Below are 17991 nucleotides of genomic sequence, written 5' to 3'. Positions count from 1 at the left end.
ATTAACCCTTTTCGACCAATAAATCAACTGTTGGAATATCCGCCGGTGCCCACTCAAGTTGGTGCAAGTCTTCCGCGCTCAACCATTGGATTTGGCTATGTTCAGTGAGCGTCGGCATCTGTGCTTGCAATCGACATTGATATGTAGTGAGTTGAATAATCGCAAAGTCATATTCATGCGTCGTAGTCGTAATTTTCTCTCCGACCTCTAAATCGCATTTCATTTCTTCTCGGATTTCGCGTTTCAAGGCTTCGACATCTGATTCGCCTGGTTCAATTTTACCGCCCGGAAATTCCCATAATAAAGGCAAACTCATCTGTTCACTGCGCTGTGCGCATAATATTTTGTCATGATTATAAATAACTGCGCCTACCACTTCGATTAATTTCTTCATTCTTAATCCCTCGCTTGCTAGAATATTCACTTCTTATAAGCAGGATCTCATTTTTAAGGACAGAATGCCACATAATTGCAGCGAATTTGTGAACTTTTTCTGAAAAATACTGGGAGAGTTGGGCGGAAATATATACGTCAATCTGTATTTTGCGGATACACTACTTCGCCATCATCTTCAATAATCGGCATAGCGCCCCATTGCCCTAATCGATGTTCTTGCGTAATAATGTCACCTTTATTATTTTGCATAATATGCAACACTTTCCATCCTTTAGCGACCAAATAATTACTCACGATCAAACGGTGGCAACGTGCCGGATGATGTTCGGCGCACATATAAGCAGTCCGCTTCTCTCCCGCAATTTTTTCCAAAGTATGAATTCCATCCTTAAACGCATCTGTCAAAGTATAGTCGGCATAATTATGGAAGGATTCGTTCTGCCAACCTGAATTGAGCGAACGACCGACTGTATTGCTCGGACGGCGTCTGCCCCCTAACTCATGGTCTTGACGATATTCAATGCCAGCCTCTTCTAACCATTCCTTCATATGTTCATCATTGAATTGCGGATATTTACGACTCTTGGTAAAGGCTCTGATATCTTCCAAGACTTCGATATCGAAAGTCTGCAGCATCTTTAAGAATGTCGCTTGGTCATGATTTGAATGGCCGATAGTATAAATCACTTTTTCTGTACGCATCGTGTTCACCTCTCTTTTACTATAGCCCTTTTCTGAAAAAGAAAGCATAAGAAAAGCAGAACCGCCTGTATAAGGGGCTCTGCTCAAAGTAAAACTATTTATTTTGTTCTATATTGCGATGAATCATGTCTCCGATATATTGAGACGCTTTACCGTTTTCAACGCTGCAGAAGCGGTCGTAAAAGGCATCAATCTTCTCTTGATAGTCTCTTTTCACTTTCGAAATATCTTTCAAGCTTTCTGACAATGCATGCGGATCAGTGAAAATAGGACCTGGTAAATCATTTTTATAGTCCATATAGAAGCCGCGCAGTCCTTTATCATACTTTTCAATATCGTACGCAAAGAAGAACTGCGGACGTTTCAAGATACCGTAATCAAACATGACGGATGAATAATCTGTAATTAAGGCATCCGAAATCAAGAAGATTTCTGATGTGTCTTCATAATTAGAAACATCGATAGCAAAATCTTCATAGCCGCTTAAGTCTAAAGCGTTCGCAATTAAATAATGCATGCGCAATAATATCACGTATTCATCGCCGATTTGTTGCTGCAAGTGGTCTAAATCGATTTGTAATTTAAATAAATACTGACCTCTTTTGATAAATTCATCATCACGCCAAGTCGGTGCGTAGGTAATCACTTTCTTATCTTGAGGAATGTTCAAGTTTTCTCTGATTTCATTTATATAAGCTTGATCATCTTGACGATTTACCAACACGTCATTACGCGGATAACCGATTTCTAAGATGCGTTCTGGGTTCATCCAAAAGGCAGACTCGAAAATTTCTGTGGAATAACGGTTAGGTGAAATTAAATAATCCCAGCGCTCTGTTTCTTCTTTGAAATGACGTTTATAGGCTGACGTTGTGGTTCCAGGCATACGCACCACTTTCATATCATTAGCCAAGCGTTTCAAAGGTGTGCCGTGCCAAGTTTGAATGTAAGTCTGGTTTTCTTTTTTATTCAAATATAACGGCGTGCGGGCGTTGGCTACCCAGTAATGGGCGTCCGAATAGGCTTTATAATAAGCTTTCGAACCTCGCTTCACCTTTTGCGCATTTCCAGGCACTGCATGTGCAGAAGGTTTTTTGAAGGACCAGACATAATTATAGTAAGGATATTTCTTCTGCATATATTCATAAATATATTTAGGACTATCGCTATAATTTTTACCACCGAATGTTTCAAAGACGATAGTAGTGTTCTGCACATTTTCCGGTGCATCTGTCAGTTCGTAAATAGAACGATTCTTGCCTTTTTGGTTCAAGACAATATTTTTCATGAGACGAATCCATTCGCGTGTACGGTTGACAGTATAGGCTGCTTTCGGTTGGCGCAGCATGAGGAAGAGCATTTCAGCTTTGAATAAGGCGCCGCCTTGTACGAGAAGCGGACGTTTAATTTTACGTGCTAAATCGACCAACGTGTTCTCGTGTTGTGCATAATGGAATCCGATATCCTTTTGCGCCGGATCAAATACATGGCGGATTTTCTTCGCCATTTTATCTGTCAAGAAGCGCTTCACTTTCTTATTCTTTGTCTTTTGCACCGTATGCAAGTAACTATCCGCATAATCTTCGAATAATTCGTCGGCATCTTGTGCAGTCAATTTCTCAGTTTCAAACGGGTCATAAACTTCCCCTCTATAATAAAATGGGAAACCGAAGATACGCACGAACCGATTTACATAAGGGAGATAATCCACTACAAACGAATTATCGACATAGGTTTTCAAATGCTCGTCGAACTGTAAATTATGCGCTTGCACAATCGCTGTTTTAAACAGGATATTACAAGCTGTATTCTTACGTAAAAAGGAATTCGGGTTGTGCTTGGCCTTCATGTATTCCAATCTGACTTTGTTCGGATCGATGTACTGCGGTCGATTAACACTGAAATTATTAATCGGCGCAATTAATGCATCGAGCCCATTGATATTTTTCAAATAAAAATTTATCGCATAAGTTGCCAGCTGGTCATCTGCATCTAAGAACATAAAATAAGGTGTCGTAACGTCTTGCATTGCCAAGTTTCTAGCATGTGCATGTCCTTGATTTTCTGGCAAGTTGATATAATGGATAGATTTATCATAATCTTTGAGTGTTTCTTTTAAAATAGTTTCTGAATTATCAGTAGAACCATCATTCACAATGATTACATCGAAATTTTGATTACGTTGTTGTTTCAAACTTTCAATACAATCACGAATATATTCTTCTGAGTTATAGTAAGTAATGATAACCGTTAAGTCATTCATTGTATGTTGCTCCTTGTCTGTATATAGAAATAACATTGATTGGCTGCTTCAAATGTGAAGCATAATACAATCTAGAATTATATTTTATTTCTCATAAAATTGAAAACGAAACACATCATCTAATATATGTTAATCGCACCTTATTCAATTGCAAAACTTGCTGTATCAACTGTTCGGCGCTTCTTATGCTCGCTTTGTTAAATCTTTATAAATGTTTGGACACAAAGTAAGGAAGCTGGAACATTAAAAATGTCCGGCTCCCCCTACTTTAACTGCTATTGATTATTTTTATTAATTAAATGTCTGATTATATCGTTCATTTCGCTGATATTCTTGCTTTGTTGGCTTAAGAGACGATATAAATCTTCTCGTTGTTGCGCACTTGGTGTGCTGTATCTTGTTGTTTCATTGCCTTGAATAATACTTGGTGCTTCTGTAGTGTGCGGATGATTTTCATCATGACCGACCTCATTATAACCGCTTCCACTATGTGGATGCAGGCTGCGTTGGGAGGTATCTTCGGTTTCTCTCGCCTCTTCAGAGCTTTCTTTTCCAGTATGTTCTCGGTAAATTTCTGGGGCATGGTCTTTCGCATACAGCAGCAACGCATCATAGATAAGATGGTTCGGTTGGTCTGTTGTGTTGCGCAATTGTTTGTAAAGGTTTCGTGTATCTGCGGTTTCTTCGTTGACTACACTGTATTTGCGACGTTGTGCTGCGCGTTCTTCTTGTTCTGTAATGTAATCTTCACGCGGCATCATGTCTTCTAAGGCGTGTCCTTCGATATCGATTTTCGGCAAGATGCGGTTCAACCATGCTGGCAGGTACCATGATGCTTTGCCGAATAAAGCGGTAAGTGCTGGAATCATCAGCAATCTGACGATAAAGGCATCGAAGAAAACACCGAATGCGAGTGCGATACCCATTGTTTTAATCATTACGTCGTCTTGGATGGCAAAGGCCATGAAAACGCTGATCATGATAAGGGCTGCCGCAATAATTACAGGGCCGCTTTCTCGGATACCTACTTTAATTGAGTGTTTGTTATCGTGAGTTCGGCTGTACTCTTCGTGGATACGGGACATTAAGAATACTTCATAGTCCATTGCTAATCCGAAGAGGATACCGATGACGATGACTGGCAGGAAGGCTAGGACGGGTGCGGTCTCGTGGACGCCGAAAAGTTGCTTCATAAAGCCTTCTTGCATGACGAGTGTTGTAAATCCAAGTGTGGCAGTTAAGGAGAGCAAGAAGCCGCCTACTGCTTTCAATGGAATGATAATTGAACGGAAGACGAGCATTAATAATAAGAATGCTAATGCAACGATTATACCTGCAAAGACAGGAATCGCATCGTTCAATTTCTTAGACATGTCTAGGTTGATAACGCTCTGACCTGAGATTTCAGTTAAGAAGCTATATTTATCTTTGGCGTCGTCATGATAATCTCGCAAGTCTTTAACGAGATCATCTGTGCCTTTTGCTTGTGGTCCTTTATCTGGAATGACTGTAATTAAGGCATAGTCGTTATTTTTACTCATTTGCGGTGGTGCCACCATATCGACATTGTCCATATCTTTGATGTCTTTGCTTAATTTTTTCAAGTCTTTTTGCATTTCTTCTGGGTTATCTTTTTTATCTTTAACATTCACAAGCATCGGTATTTTACCGTTGAAGCCTTCTCCAAACTTGTCGCTCATTATGTCATAAGCTTTCTTTTGCGTTGTGTGATCAGGTTTAACACCGTCATCTGGTATACCTAAACGCATTTGGGAGATCGGCATAGCGGCTAGGCCTAAAATAATCACACCGACTAATACGGCTGCAAGCGGACTGCCAACAACAAAGCGGGACCAGCGTGTATCTGCTGTTTTACGTGATTTGCGTTCTACTTTCGGTCGGATTGCTTTATGGAAAATACTGATGAGTGCCGGCACTAATGTCAGGGCACTAATAACTGCGAAGAGGACACTGATAGCTGACATGTAACCCATGATTCCTAAGAATTTGATGCCGATAAGTCCAAGTCCGCAGACAGCGATGATTACGGTAATTCCGGCAAAAATAACGGCACCGCCTGCTGTACCGATTGCGAGGCCGACTGCTTTAGGAACGTCGCGTTCCTCTTTAATGATTTGGCGATACCGGAATAAGATAAAGAGTGCGTAGTCGATACCGACTGCGAGTCCAATCATGACTGCAAGTGTAAGCGTAACATTCGGTACATCCACGATTTTAGTCATTAAACCGATAATGCTGACGCTGGTTACTAAACCGACGACTGCTGAAATAATCGGCAATCCTGCTGCGACAAATGAACCGAATGTGATTAACAAGACGATAAAGGCTACTGCGATACCGATAATTTCTGAAGCACCGCCTGTATCTACGCTGCCGCTCATACCGTTACCTGTTAATTCAGTTTCTAGATTATGTTTATCTTTCAAGTCATCTAAGTTGTCTTTGACTTTATCTTTACTTTTATTACTTAAGGATGTAGCTGAAACGTCATATTGAATATCTGCAAAGGCTGTAGTTTTATCTTTGCTGATTTGTTTATTTTTATAGGGATCAGTGATTTTATCTACATGTTTGTCGTCATCTTTAATGTCATCTAATGTTTTTTGAACGTCTTTCATGACGTCTTTTTTCACTATCCCATCTTTAGAATGAGATTTCATCACCACTGTAATGGTGGCTTTCTCACTATCTACGTTAAAATGTTTTTCAATTTTCTTATTCGTGTCTATAGATTTTAAACCGGTCATCTTGATATCGTTATCAAATTTAGGTTTATCTATTGCAATCGGTGTCAGTACTGCTGCAAGTAAGACGGCCCATGCAACAAGGGCCCACCATTTGTGTTTCGCAATAAATGAACCGATTTTATAAAGAAATTTTGCCAAAGTATTGCCTCCTCTTTAAATATACAGTATAGTTTATTCTACACAGTAGATTAATTACGTATCACATATGCTACATGGTTAATTATTGCCTGTACAGATATAATTCAATCTATTTATAAGTTTAAACTACACTAAGGAGGAGATGTAGAATTGAACCCGAAAGATTTACGCGTAGTTAAAACGAAACGCGCTTTATCAGAATCGTTGCTGAATTTGCTTGAAAATAAACCTTTTTCTTCTATTACTGTGAATATGATTTGTGAAGAAGCGTTGGTACATCGAACTACTTTTTACAAGCACTTTTTTGATAAATATGATTTATTGTCTTATTTATTGCATAACCTGACTCAAGACTATTTTGATAAAGATGTTCGTGAACGGATCAAGCAACCGTTTCAATCTATTGCCATATTTATTGATTTTCCTATTAATAAGATTAGTGAAAAACAAAAACATGATGCCAAATTCTTTGAAACAGCAACTTCTATTTTTATTGATAAATTACGAGAAGATATTGAAAATAATAGAGATAAAATTGAAATCGACAGCGACATTCCTATCAGTCTGGTTGCACGTGTCTTTGAAGCCTCTATTCAAGCGATGGGTGAATGGAATCATGTAGATAATTGTTATAATATAAATAACGAAAGTGGTGGCAAATTATCTTTAGAGAAGCTGGATGAAATTTTCAATAAACTGGTAAATATTAAAATTAAAGAAGATATTTAAAAAGGTGTGGGGCCACAGGAGAGGCTCGATCTGTTTTATGGAGCAAAAAGTTAAGGTGCTGGCTCATTGTGAGAGCCAAAGTGTTGCGGCTCGAACTTCCCGCCTAGACACTTTGCTCATTCTGCCTTCTTTATCCACCTCAACCTACCTATCCTTCATCACCCCCACAAAAAGCTCATCTTTTTTCAATGTTCACCAAATTTTCTAATGACTTTTTTCTACTCCGATAGTAAAATTATATATTATTAACCCGCTATTATGAGAAATGCATTCAATAATTAACATCTATTTAAGGAGAAACAACCATCATGATTCAATTTGTTATTTATTTAGCTATCGGTATACTATTTACAGTGCTCGATTGCTTATTGATTCGCCGCAAGGTTTCCATTTTCAAATGGATTGCCTCATTCTTTTTCTACACTATCTTTATTAACGCCAGCGTTATCGGTATATTGATTCTTTATCTACATAAACCAAATACCTTATTACCGAAAATGTATCAAACATCCTTTGCTTTGAAATATATTATTTTAGCTTGTATTTTAGGAATTATTTTGATGTTAGTGCAAGCCGTGTTGAATCGACGTTTGCAATTTGAACATCAAGCACCAAAACGTGCTTGGACAGATGCACTGATTAATATAGTAATTATTTTATTCACTGTCATTGGGCTGCTTGCAGTTTTCTTTGCTGATTGGTTTATAGATTTCTTCGGTAATATTACGCCGGAACAATTTTTATTCAATCTCAACTCTCCGATTAAGGGTACCAGCGATGATATGACAAACGCGATGTTGAAAGGTCCGATTTTAAAGGCCATCTTCTATTCATTGCCGCTGCTATTCTTAGTTGCTTTCAACCGCTTCAACATCCAATGGCTTACAGCACAAGGCGCAAAAACGTTTCTTAAACGTATTATCATTCGTTTCGGTTTATTGATTATCGCAACAGCGGTTTTAATCTCTGGCCTCTATTATGGTTCTAATAAATTGAAACTGCCAGAAGTCTACCGCGCCTATAACCAAGACTCGAAATATATCCAAGATAATTATGTCACAAGCGATGCAGCGCATTTGAAATTTCCGAAACAAAAACGTAATTTAATCCATATTTACTTAGAATCAATGGAAAATTCTTATGCCTCTAAATCACAAGGCGGCTATATGGATGAAAATTTAATTCCGAATCTGACAAAGCTTTCAAATGAGGGTGTTCATTTTTCTAATACGGACAAACCATTTGGAGGGCCTCAGCAAATATACGGGTCAGGTTGGTCCGTTGCTGGTATGGTCAATATGGGAATGGGAATTCCTTTAAAAATACCGATGAACGGCAACAGCTATGGTAAATCAGGATATTTCTTGCCAGGTGCAGTCGGTATCGGGGATATCTTGCATAAAGAAGGTTATAACCAAACAATTATGTTCGGCGCAGATGCTGACTTCGGCGGGCTGACAACTTACTTCACTACGCACGGTCATTATAAAATCTTCGACGTGAAATATGCACGTCAGCAAAAATTAATTCCTAAAGACTACAACGTGTGGTGGGGATTTGAAGATGACAAACTTTACGGCTTTGCGAAAGATGAAATTACACGCCTTTCTAAAGCAGGCAAACCGTTTAATTTCACAATGGAAACAGCAGATACGCATTTCCCAGACGGCTACCTTTCAAAAAATGCACCAACACCGCATAAAAGCCATTACGCTAATGCAATCTCTTATTCTGATGAAGAAGCTGTAAAATTTATTAAATGGATTCAAGCACAACCATTCTACGATAATACGACTATTGTAATTACTGGAGATCATCGCAGTATGGATAAAAAATTCTTTAAACACTTCGATCCGAAATACAATCGTACTGTGTTCAATTTGATTTTAAATCCGGCTGTGAAACCGCATCAAACTAAACAGCGTCAATATGCGCCACTTGATTTCTACCCGACTACTCTTTCTGCAATGGGTGTAGAAATTAAAGGCCATCGTCTTGGACTTGGAACTGATTTGTTCTCAAAAGAAAAAACTTTAATTGAACGCGACGGTTTCAAAAAGTTTGATAGTGAACTGAGTATCCGCAGTAACTACTATGATAAAGAATTCGTTTCTGAAAAACAGTCTCATTAAAAATTGTTTGCAAAACTGCCGACCTCATTTCATGCAGTTTATAAAAAAAGAATCTCGCTCTCGGGCAAGATTCTTTTTTAATGTGCTTTACTTCCTTTTTTAGGATTAAAGCGGTTAAGAATATGATATGCGATTTTCTTTTCACTGTTGCTCATAATTACAGTCCATAATACGACAGAATAGAGCAGTGAATACACAATAATATTGAGGCCTAAAATAATTAAACCTTTGCCGAAATGTGCAGCTATCCATTGATAAACAAAATAGTAAATTGCAGTCATCACAATCATCGGCAACCAGATTTTACCCATTTCCAGCCAAAACTTCTGCATATCCAACCCAATTTTTCGGTGGTAGTACACATTCATAATCAAAGTATAACCTAAGAAACTAAAGACACCGATTGATAATGAGACACCATAACCACTATATTGCGGTGCCGTAATCACTGCTCCTGCGATAGCAATCAACAAGGTTGCTGCTAAGACAATAAAACGAAATGTCTGGCGGTTATGTGCTTGAATAATACTGACAGCCGGCAACTGCGAAAGCTGGAAGGTAATCGTAAACATTAATACTACTGTCATAATGTATGCAGGTCTAAAATCAGGGCCTGCCCAAATCACAATAAAATTTTCACCAAAAATGACAAAGCCCGATAAAATAAATGTTAATACAATTAATTGAATCCGGCTGACACGCGTCATTTCATTTAATAACATATGGTTATCGGCTCCCTCGACTACTAACATGGAAAATCTCGGGAAGGTCACATTGTTAATAGAAGTCGCAAACTGTTGGAAAATCTTAACGAACTGAACAGCAATGACAAATATCGCAACTGCAACTGTACCGTTAATGGCACCTAATATCATTTGGCCGAAGTTTAAAGTCAATTGCTCAATCGCAATCGAGACCAACACGAGACCTAGATAAACATTTAATTCCTTTTGCTGAATTAAGCTCGTAAGGTTTACAGAACCGCGCCAATCAAATTTGATCTGCACACGTGAACGACACATTATCATTCCAAGCACTAAGACTAAAAAGTTAACACTTAAAGTGATAACGATAATTGTCACTGCCCCATAACCCATTAATAAAAATGGCGTCGCAATAATAGAAGGTGCTATGACGCGAATGAGCAGCATTGTTTTTGCAATCGCAAAATATTCATAAGCTTGCAAGATACCATTAAAGATACCTGGGTAAAATGAAATCATGATATTGATAATGATAAAAATCAACATCAATTTCAGTTCTGATAATTGCTTCGGTCCAAGAGACTGACCGAAGATAGCATCTGCATTAAAATACAAAATCACGCCCAACAAACCAATCATGAGCGAGCATAAGAAATAAATATTCAAGATATTGCCGAGGATACGCGACTCTTGTTTTTTAGAGCCGTTGACTCGGTTTTGTGATAAATATTTAGCAATCGTATTCCCGAATGAAAGGTCCATAATATTCAAGTAAACTAAGAATGAAAGGACTAAATTATATAATCCATATTCGGAAGTTCCGAGCGTACGGATGAAGAAAGGTGTATATAACACCGCTACTAAAATATTACCGAATATGGATATGTAGGATATAATTGCTCCAGCTCTTCTTTGATTCATACTATTAGCTCCCGTTTATGATTTTTTCCTTCTGCGATTGAGATAAGGTCGTAACACACGTTCGCCGGCAAAAATCACGATAGCTGTGAAGATATTCGCTGGTGAGAATGTATCGATGATAAATGCAATTGTGCTGGCACGTGGAATAAATAAAGTCATTCTAGCCATAATTAAAGCAATTGCAATCACGATAATATGCTTAGATGTCAGCATTTTAGTAAACCATCCGATTAATAACCCAATAATCATGCTGCCGAGAATAATACCGGCGTACCCGAAATCATGATACAGTTCAGCTACGAAACTTGAGCCGTAACCTACACCTTTTAAATACAAATCTTTCATTATGACATAAGAAATCGTATGAGAATATTGGTACCCTTCCAATGCACGGTCTACAGATTGACCTGACCACCCTCCTTGGCCGCCAGTCAAATTCCCCCAGATATTGAATTTTATATATTCTGTTAAAGGTCCAATTGAATAAATTTTATCTGGAATTTCTTTTGCTTTTTCAATCGTATAACCGATTACGTTTACACTAATCCCCTGGGAAAAGAAGAAAGACATTAAAGAGTCCAGCACTGAATTGCTGCTAGTCGACGTACTGCCACGGTTATTTCCTACAAAGTTCATTAAAGCTAAGAGCACAGGTGCTGCAATAATACCTGTAATCAAAGTCTTCTTTCCAAACCATTTATACGTATGCGTTTCCTCTGCAATTTGATTTCGGTAGCAGAAATAGATAAACAGAATCAACACGTCCAACATAAAATCAGAACGCGAACCTGTTAAAACGGATAAACCATCTACAAATAGGTAAGCAAGAATCGGAATCCAAGCACGTTTAATAGCAGGTAATGTTGCCAAATAGACGAAAAAAGCAATTGGGAACATTCTGCTGATTAAAACTAACGGCCCTGGCAAACTCGATTTAAAGGTTGAAAAATAGGCATAATAACCTTGTGTTTGTGATGCTTGAATGGCATCAGCTAAATAAATCAATTTAAAGACAATTGCAACCGTAAAGACAATTAAGCTGATAGTACGAATATTTTTAATATAATCCGTTTCTTCAGGAATAAAACGATTGAAACTGCGGTGAATATTGCGATCTAATAATGCATAACCTAAGTATAAACAGAACAAACTTAAACTCAACATAATCAAAATATTGATAATTGTAGATTGATCCGTAAAGTATGTTCCTAATATTTTAAATTCCTTTTCTTTGTAGTGGAAGACTTGGCTGACAAACATTCTTCCTATTAAAAAAACAAAGAAAGTTACATTAAACATAAAGAAAATGACTCGACTTTTAAACGATTCAAATCCATATATAATATTGTTCAGAAAAAATAACAAGAGCGCACTAAACAGCAGATTAATATTTGAGAATATTATTCCCAATGCGAGGACTATCACTGCTGCACCAAGTAAGCTCCATCTAAATATTCTAGCCAAACTCCCACCTACTCACTGATTCATTACTTTTTATTTTTAATTAGCATTCAAAGGCTGCTTTACATCATTATTAAGGAAAATTTATTGGTTTTATCATAGGTGAAGCTATATTATAAATAGCTGATTCTGCCTCTAACTAGGGTCTTCTGTTTCTCGCATAAACAAAAATTTTAATTCATACATTGCGTTTTGCATTCGATACAATTTTCCACTAATTCCCAACCTGCCTCGCCCATGCCGTCATGCCGCACTTCGCATCTCACTAAGTTATCTGCAATCTTGTCCTCTCTCGACTAATGCTTGCGCAAAAGAGGTATAGAGTGTTTCTGAGTCGCTCAAATCTTTCCAGCTTTGATAAGCACCTTTAGCATATTGCAGATACTGTTCATCTGACATTTGAATAAAATCTTCAATCGCAGAGGCTGTTGCATCCACGTTCAAATCAGCACCGATTAACAAGCCATTATATTCAGGTTTCACAATTTCTGCAGTGCCTCCTACGTCTGACGCAACAACTGGAATCGCATTGGCCATAGCTTCCATGACTGAAACCGGCACCCCTTCTGATTCCGAAGTATTCACAAACAGTGAAGGATTATGATCATGATACCATTGGCGCACCTCTTGATTCGGTAGACGACCGATAAATTCATATTCATCTGCATTCAATTTTTCTGCAGCGCGCGCTTTAATTTTTTCCGTATCAGGACCATCACCGATATGTACCCATTTAAACACATAACCCGCTTCTTTCAATTTCGCCAAAGCATCGATAATGACATCTAACCGCTTCAACTGACGAATCGTCGAACAGCTCACAATCAGCATCGGATTGCGTTCAGAAACTTGGAAATCTCCCTTTCCGACCCCTAAACGTCTTGTTTCTATCTTATCAGCATATTTCGGGAATTTCTTCTGCAAATATTGACTGCTGGTATCCGATACAGGATAAAGCGTATCGACCCGCGACAACATTCCTTTACGCATAGGCAAGAAGCTGAAGGGTTTGATATAGTCGTTAACATCATAACCATGGCCCCGAGAAATCAACGGAATTGAAGTGTCGCCATAATACTCATATTTCAATTTGGTACCTAAGTTGGCGGTAATATAGAACCAGTAACTATAAAGGTACAATTGAGTATCTTTATCATTTTCCGGCAGCAAACCCGAATGAATCAAATCATAATAAATGGCATCTGTACGCGCTTCAAAGTACAGATTATACAACCATTTATAAGGATTGAGCGAACCTGCATTCTGACCAATCCCTTGCAAACGGCTGCGATTCAATATAATATGCGGCGCCGTCTTCAGAAAGTTCACTGCTTTATCCTTCAACCCTTGCGGAAAAGGCAGATCCAAAACAGTAGCAGAGCCCGGAACAGTACGTGTTAATTGCATGGATGGGCTTACCATCGTAGGAATCACCGTAATGTGATCAAACTCTTCTGCAAGATAATTAATTTCTTCTTCTAAATATTCCTCGCCTTTGTAATAAGGGAAATAATTCGTCAACAGAATCAATTCTTTATGCATATGGTTTCCTTCCCCTTCTATTTCTGATTGATATTTTTTTGCAACAAGACTGTAGCTATCGTTTTATAAATAATAAATGCATCCATTTTAAAGCCGACATTTTGTGCATAAAATGCATCTAAACGCATACGTTCTTCCATAGAAGCACTATTTCTGAGCAAAGCTTGTGTTAAGCCTGTAATGCCTGGTTTCACATGAAACTTCTCTTTATAATAGTCAGGATAACGTTCTTCATTGCCAAGCGGACTTGGACGCGGTCCTACGAAGCTCATATCTCCTTTTAAAACATTTAAAAGCTGAGGCAATTCATCTATACTGGATTTTCTTAAAAAGCTGCCAATACGTGTAACACGCGGGTCGTTGTCACTGTTAAATGTACTCCCGTCTTCATTACGAATATCAGCTGCGTTTTCTTTCATGGTTCTGAACTTATGCATCTTAAATGGAAGCATGCCTGCTCCAAGACGTTTCCCGTTATAGAGAATACTTCCGCGATCTTCTGCTTTAATCGCCAGGCCGACAGGTAAAGCTACTAATAAGAGTATCGGCAATAATACGAGAAACAATACTACATCTAATACACGTTTAATATTTTTCTGGTATTTCATCGTCAAGCAGCTCCATTTCGTGATATATTTCTTGCAAGGCTTCGCCAAAAGCGTATTGCGGTGCATAAGCTATAGTTGCTTCAGCTCGCGCACCATCCATATAAGAAGGCGCAAAGAAATCTTTAACATCTTCGTCTTTGCGTTCAATCGGTGCCTGGTTTGCAAACGCTCTATTGATCTGTTCAGCCACTTCGAGGTTGGTCAAAGTTTCACTGCCTTTGACGTTCAAAATCAAGGCTTTCGTTTCATACTGACTCGCTTGCCAAATTGCTTGTGCGGCATCTTTAGCATACAGAAATTCTCGTTTCACATTGCTCGCCCCCATCACTGTGAGTGGTTGGTTTAAGTACGCTAAGCGCATAAAATAATTAATCATGTAATTATTTTGTTCGTTAGCGCCGAATAAATGTGAAAAGCGTAAACAAGTGATATCCAAACCAAAATGAACTGTATAATATTCTGCTAACATTTCAATATATCTTTTATTCAATCCATATAACGACTTAGGTATCGTTTCAACTGTGTCCCTTTCCTGCCATGGCAAGGTTTCAGTTTCTGAATAGACAGAGATAGAAGAAGCCACAATCACTTTCTTACATTTTTTGGCTGCGGCAGCATCAAATATATTTTGCGCCAGCTGCAATTCTGAAGTATAAGCACTGATTTCTTTCTTCGGCCCTCTGCCGCCTGCTAAGTGAACAATAATGTCACCTTCTTGAAAAATCATTTCTAAAGATGCTTGAGAATAATCAGTTTGAATACGTTTCGATTGCTGGTCAAGATGAGCCGCTTGGCGTGACAGTATTGTATAATCTTCATGATGTTCCTCTAGTAACTCAGTAAAGTAACGTCCTAAAAGACCTGTGCCTCCTGTAATTCGAAAGGCCATTTAGTTTTCCTCCTTTTTCAAAGGATAAATAAAGAAGCCAACTTTATCATAAACGCCATTTACCGGGCGAATTGTATCTCCTTGGTTGTAATAACGGTAGGATTCTACTGTTCCTTTTGGTGATATAAATTGTGTATAATCAATTTTTTGATTGGGCGTTTCACACATAAACTCTAACACAAAAGGATTAACTTTTTCTTCATTTGTAAAAATAGGTTGTTCATCTTCTAAAAGATGTTTAAATGTTTTTTCCAATAAATCATCTTCATTATAATATTGAATCAATTTATGCATATGGCAACCATCAAATCGAGGCGTAATTTCAATAATAAATGCTTCGTCATGCATCACTTTTACTTGCGCGTAAATCGGTCCATTATCGATATGCAGTGTTTCTAAATGTGCTTGGATTGCACTTTCAATCGAGGCCATAGGATAGTCAATTTCCGGATCAATAACGTGTTTATGAATCAACCCAGGATATTGAGGCCAAGTTTCACGCATAGAAACTAAAGTAAATTGTAATTGTCCATCCACTACATAACCATTGACACTGATTTCATAACCTTCTATATAGCGTTCAATAATCGCAGCGCCTTCTCTTGAGTGTTCCACTGCCTTAGCAATAGCTGCAGGTAATTCCTCTTCTGATTCTACTAAAGAAATACCACGTTGTCCTTGCCCATCTGTCGGCTTTACAAATACTGGGTATTCAATAGCTGTTTGATGATTAATTTCGTCAGTTATTTCAAAAGGAACCGCTCCTGAGATGCCTTTCGTTCGATTACGCATGTCATCTTTATGATTGCAAGCGTAGGCAGTTTCATAACTTACGAAGTGCGGTAAACCTAGTTCTTCAGACAATTTGTTAGCTACAGGCATGGCTAAATCCGACCCGACAGAATATACTGCATTAATATCGTTTTCTCGAATATATTCAGAAACCGCCGCTTCATCGATAATATTAATTTCTGCAAAGTGTTGCGCTGCATCTGCACCTGGTCCATCTTTTTTCATCGCAATCGCAAAGGTTTCATAACCCATATCATTCAGTTTTTCAATGGCTTCTGCTTGAACGGGCGCTACACCTAAAATTAATATTTTCTTCATATTAAGACCTCACTGACTGCTTGATTCACCTTTTTAACAACATATCCTACTTCTTCATCTGTCATCTGAGGGTACAGCGGTAACGTCAATTCATTTTGGTAATGTGCAAAGGCGTTCGGAAAGTCTTTAATATCAAATCCATAATTCTTGTAGGCTGTAAAAAGAGGAAGCGGTTTGTAATGTACATTTGTGGCAATTCCTTCTTCAGCTAAGCGTGTAATAATATTATTACGCTGTTCTTCAGTAATACCTTTTATCCACGTTAAGAATAAATGACAACTTGATTCTTTTTCATTGTCAAAGTGCTTTAAGGTTTCTAGATATTCTGGATTTAAATGCGCTTCATAATATTCCACGATTTCTTTTCGACGCTTAAGATTGTCATCATATTTATCTAACTGATCTATCCCTATAGCGGCATTAATATCTGTCATATTAAACTTATAACCTAGTTCTTGTATATCATATTCCCAGTTTCCTTTTTGCATTTTACAAAGTGCATCTTTGCTTTGACCGTGCAAGATTGCAACTTCAAAGATTTTAGCAATATCTATACCATATTGAGAATAATCTTTAGTCCAAGTCACTGCCCCGCCTTCAGCTGTAGTCAAATTCTTTACAGCATGAAAAGAAAAAGTTGTAAAGTCAGCAAAGCGACCGCTAGGCACTCCATTTTTTTGAGCGCCAAAAGAATGTGCGCCGTCATCAATAACAGCAATTCTGTTTAATATTTGATGTATTTTATTTTGCGTAGAAAATAAGTTTTGTTTTCGTTCAGCTATTTCAAAAATCTTTTCATAATCGCATAATTGACCAGCAATATCTATTGGAATAATAGCTTTGGTATTCTTTGTAATTTTGTCTTCTAATTGATTGTAATCCATTTCCAGAGAATCTTTTTGCGTATCTACTAATACAATTTCAGCACCTACATGATGAATAACAGAAGCGGAAGCTGTGTATGTATAGGCAGAAGTAATCACTTCGTCGCCAGGCCCGATGCCTAATAAACGTAAGGTCATTTCAAGGGCGGCAGTAGCAGAATTCATACACACTGTGCCTTCAGTTCCCATATATTCTGTTAAATTTTCTTCGAATTGTTTTGCTTTAGGACCCGTTGTAATCCATCCGTTTCTTAACGTTTCAACAACACTCTCAATTGCATCTTCAGATATTTGCGGCGGACTAAATGGTATTTGCATCCCTATCTTCTCCTTTGATTTTCATCTTATTAAAAGTAAACATGCCATATACGCACACATTGTATTTAAAGTTGTCCTGCGAATTTCACTATTAACGAAAAAAATAAATATAGGGAATCTTTGAATTAATCATCTAATAAGCATAACTATATTTCTTTTCGTATTGATACCATGTTTCAATTTATTAACAGTATAGTCTATCCACTAAAAAACATTCAATTATTATGTATAATCAAAATTATTATTTAACAATCACAAAATTAACAAAACAATATTTTAATGTAAAACTCATAAATTTGACATTACCTTAACAAAGTTTACATTGGTTTAATATAGAGTTAGCTTCTTTATACCGTTATTCTTTATGACACATATTCTTTATATAATATAAATACTATTTACTGTTATTTAACCTTTTTCTATTGG

The 17991-nt window shown here is 37.7% G+C and carries 13 protein-coding genes; 2 read left to right on the top strand and 11 right to left on the bottom strand.

Translation table 11 applies throughout. The annotated features are described in order from the left end of the window. Position 1: 1 nt before the first annotated feature. The 4 genes from CKV71_RS01875 to CKV71_RS01860 all read right to left on the bottom strand — a co-directional run bounded on the left by CKV71_RS01875 (position 2) and on the right by CKV71_RS01860 (position 6267). Positions 2–394, bottom strand: a complete 393-nt coding sequence (locus CKV71_RS01875; protein ID WP_095103225.1) for a (deoxy)nucleoside triphosphate pyrophosphohydrolase — start codon at positions 392–394, stop codon at positions 2–4. Between the two features lie 137 nt (positions 395–531). Further along, positions 532–1098, bottom strand: coding sequence for a DUF488 domain-containing protein (locus CKV71_RS01870; RefSeq protein ID WP_095103223.1), 567 nt, complete (start codon positions 1096–1098; stop codon positions 532–534). Between the two features lie 94 nt (positions 1099–1192). Next, on the bottom strand, positions 1193–3361 hold the full coding sequence (locus tag CKV71_RS01865) for a bifunctional glycosyltransferase/CDP-glycerol:glycerophosphate glycerophosphotransferase (protein ID WP_095103221.1): 2169 nt from the start codon (positions 3359–3361) through the stop codon (positions 1193–1195). A 275-nt stretch (positions 3362–3636) separates the two neighbouring features. Next, entirely contained in the window at positions 3637–6267 is a 2631-nt protein-coding gene (locus tag CKV71_RS01860; protein ID WP_095103219.1) for an MMPL family transporter, read from the bottom strand. Between the two features lie 150 nt (positions 6268–6417). On the opposite strand from CKV71_RS01860, the gene CKV71_RS01855 reads away from it, so the two are divergent. Together CKV71_RS01855 and CKV71_RS01850 are read left to right on the top strand one after the other, a co-directional pair. Next, positions 6418–6996 carry a TetR/AcrR family transcriptional regulator gene (locus tag CKV71_RS01855; RefSeq protein WP_095103217.1) on the top strand — a complete coding sequence of 193 codons (579 nt, stop codon included), beginning with the start codon at positions 6418–6420 and terminating at the stop codon, positions 6994–6996. Positions 6997–7304: 308 nt separating this feature from the next. Further along, positions 7305–9128, top strand: coding sequence for a sulfatase-like hydrolase/transferase (locus CKV71_RS01850; RefSeq protein WP_095103215.1), 1824 nt, complete (start codon positions 7305–7307; stop codon positions 9126–9128). Between the two features lie 77 nt (positions 9129–9205). Here CKV71_RS01850 and CKV71_RS01845 read toward each other — a convergent pair whose 3' ends face one another. From CKV71_RS01845 to CKV71_RS01815, 7 genes are all read right to left on the bottom strand, one after another. Continuing rightward, positions 9206–10753 (bottom strand): oligosaccharide flippase family protein, encoded by a 1548-nt coding sequence (locus CKV71_RS01845; RefSeq protein ID WP_095103213.1) that lies wholly within the window; start codon positions 10751–10753, stop codon positions 9206–9208. Between the two features lie 15 nt (positions 10754–10768). Then, positions 10769–12178: an O-antigen polysaccharide polymerase Wzy family protein gene (locus CKV71_RS01840; RefSeq protein WP_231917556.1), complete on the bottom strand. Its 1410-nt coding sequence runs from the start codon at positions 12176–12178 to the stop codon at positions 10769–10771. 306 nt (positions 12179–12484) lie between these two features. After that, positions 12485–13756, bottom strand: coding sequence for a glycosyltransferase (locus CKV71_RS01835; RefSeq protein ID WP_095103211.1), 1272 nt, complete (start codon positions 13754–13756; stop codon positions 12485–12487). A 17-nt stretch (positions 13757–13773) separates the two neighbouring features. Further along, positions 13774–14364, bottom strand: a complete 591-nt coding sequence (locus CKV71_RS01830; protein WP_095103209.1) for a sugar transferase — start codon at positions 14362–14364, stop codon at positions 13774–13776. Then, complete coding sequence (locus tag CKV71_RS01825; RefSeq protein WP_095103207.1) at positions 14342–15253, bottom strand: NAD-dependent epimerase/dehydratase family protein; 912 nt, start codon at positions 15251–15253, stop codon at positions 14342–14344. The genes CKV71_RS01830 and CKV71_RS01825 overlap by 23 nt, the downstream gene beginning before the upstream one ends. Then, complete coding sequence (locus tag CKV71_RS01820; protein WP_095103204.1) at positions 15254–16363, bottom strand: ATP-grasp domain-containing protein; 1110 nt, start codon at positions 16361–16363, stop codon at positions 15254–15256. It abuts the gene before it with no gap. Further along, entirely contained in the window at positions 16360–17565 is a 1206-nt protein-coding gene (locus tag CKV71_RS01815; protein ID WP_095103200.1) for a DegT/DnrJ/EryC1/StrS family aminotransferase, read from the bottom strand. Before CKV71_RS01815 ends, CKV71_RS01820 begins: the two co-directional genes overlap by 4 nt. Positions 17566–17991 lie beyond the last annotated feature (426 nt).

Origin of the sequence: Staphylococcus piscifermentans (assembly GCF_900186985.1) — a bacterium.
GTDB classification, from domain to species: domain Bacteria; phylum Bacillota; class Bacilli; order Staphylococcales; family Staphylococcaceae; genus Staphylococcus; species Staphylococcus piscifermentans.
Note: the sequence above shows the minus strand (reverse complement) of the source record. Positions and strands in the feature narration are given on the sequence as shown.